Below are 10,791 nucleotides of genomic sequence, written 5' to 3' on the forward strand. Positions count from 1 at the left end.
GGCTCCGGTCGCTCCCGCGTCCCAGCTCGAGTGCCTCCCCCCGTCCCCCGTGTGGCCGTCGTGCCACGCTTGCACTGACGCGCTGGCTTCATTGCATCGTGCGTGCCGACTCGTTGTCTCGCGCTGCATCCCTGCTTCGACTCCTCGCGCCCGCCTCCGGTTCCATGTCCCGGAGGCGGTGGCCCGCCGCGAGCCCTTCACCCCATCCATCCCGGCTCGCGGCGAGTCCTCTCGCGACACCCGGCCCCCACCGGATGGTGCTTCGTGCTTCGTGAATCAGGCGGCGATGACGCGCGGCGGGAGGACGGGCGTGCTGACGCGCTCCATCTCCTTGAGCATCTTCTGGAACTCCGTGTTCGCGATGCCCGTCTCGCCCTTGGCCAGCGCGTCCGAGGCGTACTTCCCGTAGAGGTCCACGACCTTCTTCGCCTCGGGCGAGAGGCGGTCGTAGTTCTGCATCGCCCACTTCTGGAAGTCCGCGTGCTCCACGCCCGCGCCCTGCCCGTCGAAGTCACCCGCGCCCTGGTTGATGGCGTCGGTCAGGTCCTTGCCGGAGATCTTGCCGCTCTTCCCATCCAGGCCCTCGAGCGCGGTGCGCATGGAGTCGTCGCGGAACGTCTTGTGCTGGGACGCCTCCTTCACCGCCGCGTCCAGCTCGGCCTTGTCGAGGCCACCGGTGCCCGACTTCATGGCGTGCTGCTGGAACGTCTCCAGCACCTTCTGCGCCTCGGGCGTCATGCGGTCCTTGTTCTTCTCCGCCCACTTCTGGACCTCGGCCAGCTCCTTGGGCGTGGCGCGGCCACCGTCGGACACGCCCTTCTGGATGGCGCCCAGCATGTCCTCGCCGGAGATGGGGCCGCTCTCCTTGTCCAGCTCCCCCATCGCCTTCCGCGCGCTCACATCACCGACGCTCTTGAAGTCCTTGAGCATCTTGTCCAGCTCGCCGCGCGACAGGTCCTTGTCTCCGGAGGCCATCGCCTTCTTGGCGTGCTTCTCGAACTTGCCCAGCACCTCCTTGGCCTCGGGCGACAGCTTGTCCTGGTTCTTCTTCGCCCAGTCCTGGAAGGCCTTGAGCTCGTCGCCGGTGTTGTTGTCGCGGTCCTTCACGCCGCGCTCGATGGCGCGAGACATCTGCTCACCGGAGATGGGCTTGGGCAGCGAGTCCAGCTTCGCCAGCTGCTTCTCCGCGCCCTTGTCGCCGATGCCCTTCATGTCGTTGATCATGTCCCGCCAGTCGCCGTCCTTGTGACCGTTGGCCTGGCGCTCGGCGGCGAACTTGGAGAAGCGGTCCATCACCTGCTTCGCCTCGGGCGTGAGGCGAGCCTGGTTCTTCTCCGCCCACTCCGAGAACGCACGGTACTCGCCGCGGGCCGCGTTGCCGTCACGGTCCCCCGTGCCGCGACGGATGGCCTCGGTGAGCTGGTCCGCGGTGATGGGGCCCTTGGTCTTGTCCAGCTTGTTCGTCTCGCGCAGCGCCCCCGTGTCCAACGGGCTCCACTCGTTCGGCAACGGGCGGTTGGCGACACCACCGCGCGAGGCGCCCGCGTCGAAGCTGTCGCCACCAGCGCGGCCGTTCTGGCCCTGCTGCTTCATGGCGTTGCGCAGCTCCTTGAGGAGCTTGTGCTCGCGCTCGAGGACGCGCTCGAGCTTGCCTTCGAGCTTCTCCAGCTTCGCCTCGGTGCGGTTGAGCTTCTGCAGCGCGGGCTTGAACGTGGTAGCGATGGACATTTGGGGTCTCCGTCGTGTGCCGTGGTGAGCACCCCTATTGCGCGTCCCGTGCCACAGACGCCTACCTTCACTTCCTCTTTATTTTCAGGGAGTTGCGGCGCACCTCGGTGGAGGTGGGGGGTGGTGACACCTGTCACCACCGGTGACAACAGTCACCAGTTGGAGGCCCGTTGGGTGGTGACTGGAGTCACCGGATCCTCGCCCTGCCTGTCAAAGAGCCGCACCCGCCCCCGTGTCCCGGGACGCACAGGACGTACGGACGACCCTCGAAAGCAGTTTCATGTCCCGGACAGCGGGCCCTGCTCACAAGCCGCCGCGCAGCTCCGACTCGCTCCACAGCGCGCCGTCCCGCTCACGCAGCAGGAACACGAGCCGGCCCTGGTGGAAGCCCCGCACTGGCGCCTCGGGGTCCGGGAAGCCCGTGGGGAGACGCCAGTCCGGTGGGTTCGTGCCGACGAGCGGAATGGAGCGCTCGCGACGCAGCTCGCCGACCTCGTGGTCCGTGAGCGGACGCACTCGCGCCCAGGGGAGCAGCTCGCGGCCCGTGGCCAGCACTCGCGTTCCGGGGTCGGGGTCGGACCAGGGGCCGATTCGTGTGCGGCGCAGCGTGGACAGGTGCGCGCCGCAGCCGAGTGCCCGGCCGAGGTCTCGCGCGAGGGAGCGCACGTAGTAGCCACCCCGGCAGGTCAGCGTGAGACGGCTGGTGCGGGGCAGGTCGTGCGAGAGCCAGCTCGCGGAGTGGAGGTACACGCGGGAGGGAGGCAGCTCCACCACTTCGCCCCGGTGTGCCTTGCGATACGCGGGCTCGCCGCCGACCTTCTTGGCGCTTGTCGCAGGAGGGATTTGTTCCCGCCACCCGAGGAACGGAACGAGCGCGGCGTCGAGCTTCTCGGGCGTCACGGGTGACGTGTCCCCCTGGAAGACGGGTTGGCCGTGCAGGTCCCCCGTGTCCATCTCCGTGCCCCAGATGACGTCCGCTTCGTAGGTCTTGGGCACGGCGTGCAGCAGCTCGAACAGGCGCGTGGTCTGGCCCACGAGGATGAGCAGCAGCCCTTGCGCGAACGGGTCCAGCGTGCCGCCGTGACACACGGGCACGCGCTTGCCGGGGACGGCCCGGGTCTCCTCGAGGAACGACTGCACCACCGAGAAACTGGTGGGGCCCACCGGTTTGTGCACGCGATAGAGGCCCGGCGTCATGACTCGACCCTGCACGGAGGATGGCGCTTGCGCGGAGTGAGGGGTGACACGCTCGGAGACCTGGGGAGGTGGGCAGCATCGCGCCTGCCGGTGGGGTGTGTCACCGGAGAACGGCGCTCCGACGGTGACGGTGGCTCAAGCGTCATCGTCGGACGCGTCGTCCTCATCATCCTCCGAGCGGCCCTCCACCTGCGTGGCGCCGTCCTTCTTCACCAGGTACACGGGTTCGCAGCGCGTGGCGCTCGCCACCGTGCGCGCCAGCAACTCCGCGTGCGTCGTCACCCAGACCTGGGAGGTCTTCGACGCCTTCGCGAGCAGCCGGCCCAGGGGCTCCAGCAGGTCCGGGTGCAGGCTCGTCTCGGGCTCGTTGAGCGCGAGGAACGCGGGAGGACGCGGGCTGAGCAATGCGGCCAGCAGGCAGAGGTAGCGCAGCGTGCCGTCGGACAGCTCGGCCGCCGCCATGGGGCGACTCAGTCCGGGCATGTGCAGGAGGACACTGAAGCGTCCCTGCTCCGAATGAATCTCCAGCTCCGCACCCGGAAACGCATCGTCGAGGCCCTGTTCCAACCCTCGCGCATCACCGATGTGGAGGATGGTCCTCAGCGCCGCCGCCAGGTCCGCGCCGTCGTGCGACAACACCGGCGTCCTCACTCCCACTCGCGGATGACGCATGGGCGCGTCCGGGTCCGTGCGGAAATGATGGTAGAAGCGCCACGAGGCGAAGGTGCGCTGCACCTCCGACAGTCTCGGGAAGCGGTGCGGTTCACCCAACTGGTCCAGCACCGACTCCGCGCTCCAGAGCTCCGAGGAAAACGTCACCCGCTTTCCCTCAGCGTCCCGCATGAAGGCCGTGCGGTCCTTGCGCTCCATCAGCACCACCTTGCGCCCTCCAGAGAGAGCCCACAGGTGCTCCGTCTTCACCTCGGGGTCCAGGTAGAAGGGATCACGCGCTTCGGGAGGGGCCGGCTGGAAGGGGATGATTCCGCAGGTCAGCTCGTACGCGAGCTCTCCCAGTTCCACCTGCACCGACAATCGCACGGGCTTCTTCGCCATGCGCGGCCCAGCCCACAGCACGCTCGGCGTCCCACCCTCCTCCGCGAGCGTCCGCGCCAGCCTTCCCTCCGCGGCCACCGACAGCAGATAAAGCGCGCGGTACAGGTTCGTCTTGCCGCTCCCATTGGCGCCGACAATGACATTCATCGGTCCGAGTTCCATCGAGAGCCGGCGCACCGAGCGGTAACCCGATATCTGCAAACGTGTGATGGGCATCGGGCGCCCACCCTACCGCGCCCGCCTCACGCCGCAACCCGGAGCATCGCGTCGGTCCGACAGGCCTGCTGTCCACTCCACCGGAACCTCGAAGCAGCGACTCCCCGCATGCATGAGCGCCGCGTGATGGGCCTGCTGCGCTCCAGGCTGGCCGCGCACAGCCTCGCGTCGCTCCCACCGCGAGCTTCGCGTGATGCCATTTCCATACGAAACCCGCCGTCTTCCCGACTGCGCACCGCATGACGAACATGCGCTCCAGGCGTTCGCGCACAGCCTCGCGGCACTCGCCGGGACGCGGACCTCGGGGCCTGGACTGCGCCGCATGACGAGCCTGCACCCCAGACCTCCGCACACGGCCTCGCGGCACTCGCCGGGGCGCGGACCTCGTGACCTGGACTGCGCCGCATGACGAGCCTGCGCTCCAGACCTCCGCACACGGCCTCGCGGCAACGCCCACCGCGAGCCTCACGTGGCGCCCCGAGTCAATCGCATGCGGTCACGACCACATGGTTCGCGCGCCGCATGGCGCGCCTGCGCGCCAGTCCCACCGCGCACATCCTCGCGCCCCCCACCACCACGAGCCACTCGTGGCGCCGAGTCCACATCACACGGCAACCACTTTCCCATCCGTGCGCCATGCCCCTCGCACCGCGACGTATCCGCGAAAGGTCGCCTCGCGCGACCGCTCCTCGGCCGAGGTCCACGGATGACTCACCCTCCCCGCTCACATCGAATCCTGACGTCCCTCTGCGTCCTCACCCTCGCCCTGTGCTCCGGCTGCGACGACGACGACAAGCCCCGCCGCGCGGCTCCTCCCGACGCGAGCGAGTCGTCCCAGGACGACGCGGGGACTCCCGACGCGGGCACGCCCTGGGACGGCACCGCCACCCCACTCGAGGAGCGCGGCAACTGGGTGGACCCGGGCCGCGCCTCCGCCTGCGACTTCGACACCTCCGACGCCTCCACCTCCCCGTGCCAGGAGCCGTCCCGCTTCGACGTGTCCTCGTGCGACCCCACCGCGCTCGCCGCCCTGGAGCAACACGGCATCTACATGGTCGACCTGCGCACCGAGCGCACCCTCGGCGATGGCGGCACCCTGGCCACGGGCGCCTTCACCTCGTTCCGACTCAGCGAGGACGGCACCCAGGACACGATGATGGGTCAGCCCCTCCTCACCCGCGACACGCGGGACGGCGGGTTCTCCCTCGTCTCGCGCACCGTGACGAACACCACCACCACGCTGAGGGGCTGCGACACGCTCGCGCCGGACCGCATCACCGGCTGCTTCGCCCGCTGCTTCGGCGCCGGCGCCATCCAGAAAGGGACCTTCACCGCCCACCGCGTCGCGAAGTGGTCCGGTGAACCCGAGTCCTCCGGCGGATTGACGCTCCTCTCCGAAACCCACGTCGCCACCGGTGAGCCCGTGGACGTGTACGTCGCCAAATCCCACGCCTACGTCGTCTCCATGCGACGCCACAGCCGCAACGGCGGTCTGTCCGTCTACGACGTCAGCGACCCTCGGCACCCCATCTTCAAGACCTCCATCAGCCTCCCGCAGGACAACCTGTGGAACGCCGCCTGGGCCCACGGGGACGCGCTCTACATCGCCAGCGCCGACTCGGGCACCGTCGTCTACGACATCTCCAACCCCGCCGCGCCCGGCTTCGTGCGCAACCTGCCCTCCGGCACCTACGGCGTGCACACCCTGCTCGTCGACGGGCAGCGGCTGTACGCGATGGCGCCGGAGAGCGGCACCTTCGTCTACGACGTCACGAACCCGCTCGACCCGGTGCTGCTCACCCTCATCTCCCTGCCCGAGCCCCTCTCCCTCGCCGGGCCCCACGACGCCTTCGCGTACCAAGGACGCCTGTACATCAGCAACGCCAACGGCGGTTACTCCATCATGGACGTCACGGACCTCGACGACGTGCGGCACCTGGGTCAGTTCGTCCACGGCAACAAGGCCTTCGCGCACCACAGCGCGGTGGGCACCTTCGCCGGCCGCACCATCGCCTTCGAGGGCGGAGAAGGCGCCGGGGCCCACCTGCGCGTGCTCGACGTCACCGACCCGACGCACATCGTGAAGATTGGCGAGGTGCGCAAGCGCAACGTCACCTCCATCCACAACCTCATCCTCCGCGGCCAGACGCTCTACGTCGCCTGGTACCAGGAGGGCCTGCGCGTGTTCGACGTGAGCAACCCCACGAGCCCCCGACAAGTGGCGCACCACAACACCTATCGGGAGACCGACCCCGAGCGCACCGACAGCCCCTTCACCGGCGCCTACGGCGTGCGCGTGCCCGGTGACGGGCACGTCTACGTGGTCGACTCCTCGCGCGGGTTGCTCATCTTCGACGAGCTCTGAGCCCCCTCCGGACTCAGCGCCCGCGGACGTGACGCAGCAGCTTCTGGTACCGCGCGCCCTGCTTCTGCTCGGAGACCTCCGGCACCTGCACGGGCGCGCCGGCCCAGTCGGACAGCCGCTCGAGGAAGAACGCGCGCTGGGGCTCGGGCAGCGCCGTCAGCGTCCCGTAGAAGCCGATGCCCTCCGGGTCCACGATGCGGTACGCGTCGTTCCACGGGCTCACGTGGAACGCGGAGGCGCTCCACGGGCTGAGCGCGCCATCCAGGATGAGCACCTGCTTCGCGTGCAGCCGCGCCCACACCTCCAGCTTCAACAGCGGCACCGGGTTGTAGAACTTCGTCACGCCCCACGGCGGCAGGAACGTGGGCACCTGTCCGCCCGGGTAGCGAAGCAGGTCGCGCAGCTCCGCCTCTGGATACAGCGGCGCGCCCAGCTCCGTGGCGCTCTGGTAGCTCTCCGGCTCACCGAACGTCGCCAGCGCCTGGTCCGAGAAGACGTACGCCGGGCCCGCCACCAGGTCCACGAAGCCGAACAGCTCCTCCGCCGACACCGTGGGCTCCGGGATGCTGTCGCAGTCGTACGGCGCCAGCCCCAGGTACTCCCAGAAGTTGAACGACAACCGCACCACGCTGAACTCCAGCGACTTGTCCACGCCCAGCGTGTCGAAGGTGAAGCCCCACTCCACCTGCGCCGCCAGCAACGGCGTCAGCTCCTCACGCCGCGCCAACGCCGCGCGCTGCACCGCCGTCAGCTTCGCGCGGCACGTCGCATCCCCCACGTTGCGCAGGAAGTGCGCGGCCCGCGCGTCCTGCAAGCCCAGGCTGTGCCGCTCCGCGTACGCCAGCGTCCCCTGCACGTCGTTCGGGAAGTAGTAGCGGTGCAGCAGCGCCGCCGTGCCGCCCCGGAACACACCCGTGGACAGCCACCGCCCCGTGTAGAGCGTCTTGAACACCTCCACCACCCGGTGCGCGTCCGCCGCGGACTGCCACACGTCCAGCAGGCGCCAGTCCCGCGAGGCCGGCGTCGAGGTGCCGTAGAAGCGGTGCTCCACCGTCACCTGGTTGCCCTTGAGCAGGTCCACCGGCTCCGCGGCGATGGGCTCCGTGAAGAGCTCCGCGCCCTCCGTGTCGATGACCATCGGCGCCGTCGTCGACCGGTGGAACAGCGTCATGCGCTGCAGGAACTTCTCTCCGTGCGGACGGCGATGGTCCGCCGGCTGCTCGAAGTCGAGCGTGAAGAAGCGGAAGTCCTCGAACTGCTCATCCCCCAGAATCGTCACCCCCGGCAGCGCCTCCAGCCGCGCGCGGATGTCGTCGTCGATGGCGCGCCCCGCCTGCCCCACGTCCTCGGGCGCGCCCGCGGGCCCCGCGTCACCACACGCTCCCAACAACGACACCACCAGCGCGCCCACCACGCCCCGAAGCCGATGCCTCCGTGCCAACATGTCTCGCTCCTCTCGATGGAAACCCTCACAGGGGTGCCTCAAACCCTGCCCCGGAGTTTTCCTGGAATCGACACTATTTCTCGAATCGAGAGGACCCCCGTCCAGGACGTGTCGGGTGGTGCTCAGCGCGGGGTGCGCGAAGGAGCGTCGTCGCGGCCCCTGACGAAGTCGCACGAGGACGGCACGGCGTAGCCGTTGACGGCGACGGCGTTGAAGGCGGTGGCGTTGGAGCCCAGGCCGAAGCCCGCGAAGGCGCGCCACATGCGGCAGACGTCCTCGCCTCCGTGCAGCGTGTGCGCCGCGCTGATGATGGCGTCGCGCGTCTGGAGGAAGGAGGGGTTGCAGGGGGCGCGCTTCAGGCCCTCGATGAAGTACAGCAGCATGCGCTGGTTGCCCGTGCCGCCCTGGGCGTCCTGGAGGTTCGCGTCGAAGCCCCACTGCGTGACGAGCGCCCAGTACACCTCCCACAGGGCCTGCGCGAACACCGCCCCCACGCCGTGGGGCACGGACAGCGTGTTGCTGCTCTCATAGGTCCAGGTGTTGCGCAGGGAGTCCAGCGTGTAGGGCTGCGGACGGAGCCCCGCGCCCGTGATGGCCTGGTTCAGGAGATAGGTGCCCACGCCGCGCGGCGTGTTCGCGGTGTCGCCCGGGCGCGCGGTGAACACGAGCGCCAGGAAGTCGCTGAGCCCCTCGCCGGGCTGCTGGCGGTTGGTGAGGCACGACACGATGGAGGGGCCACCGACAAGCCGGTTGGAGACGCCGTGGCCGTACTCGTGGGCGATGATGCCGCTGTCGAGCGAGCCGTCCCGGTCCGGATTCGGCGCGGTCCACAGGTAGAGCTGCATGCGCGGCCGCACCCCGTCCGGCGGCGTGAGGAAGTTGGCGTTGTTCGTGCCACCGCCGTCCTGCGCCTCGGCGCGCACGTCGTCATTGCCCAGACCGCCCCGCCCCAGGTTGTTGACCTGGAAGTTGCCGGCCACCTCGTCGAAGCCGTACGGGTACAGCACGTCGTGCAGGCGGTTGCTCCAATAGAACAGGTTCACGACGGACGCCGAGACGTACGTGGAGGGCGCGCCCGTGAGGTCGAGCGGGAAGACGCAGTCGAGCCTCACGCCACAGTCCGGCTCCCCCGACGTGGGCGGCAGGTTGTTCGCGTCGCGGTCCTCGTACGCATGGACGTTGTTGCCGCGCGGCGTGGTGTACTCCGCGCCCGCGATGCCGTCCGTGTCATGCCAGCCGTGGGGTGACGCCTCCGTCGCGCGTCCATCCGCGGGCGGCAGCGGGGCCGTGTGGTGGGGGCTCTCCACCGGCATCGGGTAGACCTTGTATGAATCGCTCGCGACCTGGTCGAAGCGCGTCCAGACCTCGCCCGTCTCCGCGTCCACCGTCAGCTCGTAGGCGTGCCGTGCATCCAGCGTGTGCACCAGGAAGCGCCACACCCAGCGGGACTCGCCCCGACGCAGGGGCAACACCGCGAGCGACGCGTCGATGGGTTCGCTCGACAGGCCCGCCACCTCGACCCGGGTGCGCCGGGCCGGGCCCGGCTCCGCCTCGAGCGCTCGCGGCGCGCGGAGCAGCGGCACGCCCAGGTGCTTCGCCGCGCTCCGGACCGCCTCCGCGGCGCCCAGGACAGGGGTGGTGCCCACGAGCGTCGACTCCACCGAGGGCTGCAGGTCGCTGTGCACCGCGAGCACGCGCCCCTCGCGGTCCACGTTGAGCTGCAGCCGCGCGTTATAGACGTCGACACCGTTGTACCTTTGTCGCAGATACAAGTGCGTGGCGCCGCTGGGCCTGGAGTAGACGCGGTCGGCCAGCTCCAGGTCCGCCAGGTCCGAGAGCTCCAGGCCCAGGACGTCCAGGTTGCGCTGGACGAACGCCAGCCCCACGGCCAGCGCGTCTCCCGACGCGGGTCCGGAGAGCGCGCCCACCAGGCTCACCAGCGAGCGCACCCGCCCCGTCGAGGGGTCCACCTCCACGCGGAGCTCCGGCACCGCGCGACGCAGGCGGGCCTCCGCCTCACCATGGGCCGCGGAGACGCGCCAGCGCGGGCCCGCGTCGTGCGACGGGCGCGCGTCGTGGTGCCGCTCCGTCGGGTCGCTCGAGGTGAGCGCGCGGGCGGAGGGAAGCCAGAGCAGTCCCGAGAGCATCACCGCGCAGACGAGGTACCGGCGGACATCACGTGAGGACATGTCGTGTTCCTGGGTGGCGACGGAGCAGCCCCGACATGGGGCGGGCGCGCACCAGGAGGAGACACGCAGCACCCGGGGACCTCCAATGCGCCCCCGCGCGACTTATCGACTTCCTGGCGGAAGCCCCCGGCGACGCGTGGACTCAGTCGTCATAGAGGACACTCCACTGGTCATCGTAGGTCTCGGGTTTGCCCTTGGGGCGCAGGTGCGCGAAGGACAGGGTCACCTCCACCTCGAACTCGCGCTTCTCGGGAGGCGTGCCCAGGTAGACGTACTTCGTCCTGTTCTTGATGCAGGCATCGAGCATCCGCACGGACGTCTTGGGGAGGACGTGGCCCCGCATGCCCTCGCCGTTCGCGTCGAACCGCGCGTGGAGCGTGAAGCGGCGAGGGATGGTGCCGTCCCGGAGGATGGCCTCCTTGCCGCAGTAGTCGTACTGGCGCAGCTTCTTCGCGAGCTGGAGGGCGCCCCAGGCCTCGTTCGTCCTGGGCATCGGCGGAGGCGGCCGCTTGACGGGCTTCTCCACGATGGTTTCAGGCACGGGCGGCGGTGCCTCCACGATGGGAGGAGGCGGCGGCGGAGGCGTGACGATGGGGGGC

6 protein-coding genes and 1 pseudogene are annotated in these 10,791 nt (G+C 69.7%); 1 reads left to right on the top strand and 6 read right to left on the bottom strand.

Features of this window, described 5'->3' with window-relative positions; genetic code table 11:
* Positions 1–276: 276 nt before the first annotated feature.
* From FL311_RS36190 to FL311_RS36200, 3 genes are all read right to left on the bottom strand, one after another.
* On the bottom strand, positions 277–1,728 hold the full coding sequence (locus FL311_RS36190) for a hypothetical protein (protein ID WP_141332241.1): 1,452 nt from the start codon (positions 1,726–1,728) through the stop codon (positions 277–279).
* A 303-nt stretch (positions 1,729–2,031) separates the two neighbouring features.
* Complete coding sequence (gene truB / locus FL311_RS36195; RefSeq protein WP_141332242.1) at positions 2,032–2,925, bottom strand: tRNA pseudouridine(55) synthase TruB; 894 nt, start codon at positions 2,923–2,925, stop codon at positions 2,032–2,034.
* 135 nt (positions 2,926–3,060) lie between these two features.
* Positions 3,061–4,194 carry an AAA family ATPase gene (locus FL311_RS36200; protein WP_141332243.1) on the bottom strand — a complete coding sequence of 378 codons (1,134 nt, stop codon included), beginning with the start codon at positions 4,192–4,194 and terminating at the stop codon, positions 3,061–3,063.
* Positions 4,195–4,900: 706 nt separating this feature from the next.
* On the opposite strand from FL311_RS36200, the gene FL311_RS36205 reads away from it, so the two are divergent.
* Positions 4,901–6,559: an LVIVD repeat-containing protein gene (locus FL311_RS36205; RefSeq protein WP_141332244.1), complete on the top strand. Its 1,659-nt coding sequence runs from the start codon at positions 4,901–4,903 to the stop codon at positions 6,557–6,559.
* Between the two features lie 13 nt (positions 6,560–6,572).
* On the opposite strand, the gene FL311_RS36210 is transcribed toward FL311_RS36205, so the two are convergent.
* The 3 genes and pseudogenes from FL311_RS36210 to FL311_RS36220 all read right to left on the bottom strand — a co-directional run.
* Positions 6,573–8,003, bottom strand: coding sequence for a S28 family serine protease (locus FL311_RS36210; protein WP_141332245.1), 1,431 nt, complete (start codon positions 8,001–8,003; stop codon positions 6,573–6,575).
* Positions 8,004–8,125: 122 nt separating this feature from the next.
* Positions 8,126–10,192: a M36 family metallopeptidase gene (locus FL311_RS36215; protein ID WP_141332246.1), complete on the bottom strand. Its 2,067-nt coding sequence runs from the start codon at positions 10,190–10,192 to the stop codon at positions 8,126–8,128.
* 142 nt (positions 10,193–10,334) lie between these two features.
* A pseudogene (locus tag FL311_RS36220) lies at positions 10,335–10,791 on the bottom strand (hypothetical protein); the annotation flags it as partial.

Origin of the sequence: Myxococcus sp. AB025B (assembly GCF_006518215.1) — a bacterium.
Classification (GTDB): Bacteria; Myxococcota; Myxococcia; order Myxococcales; family Myxococcaceae; genus Myxococcus; species Myxococcus fulvus.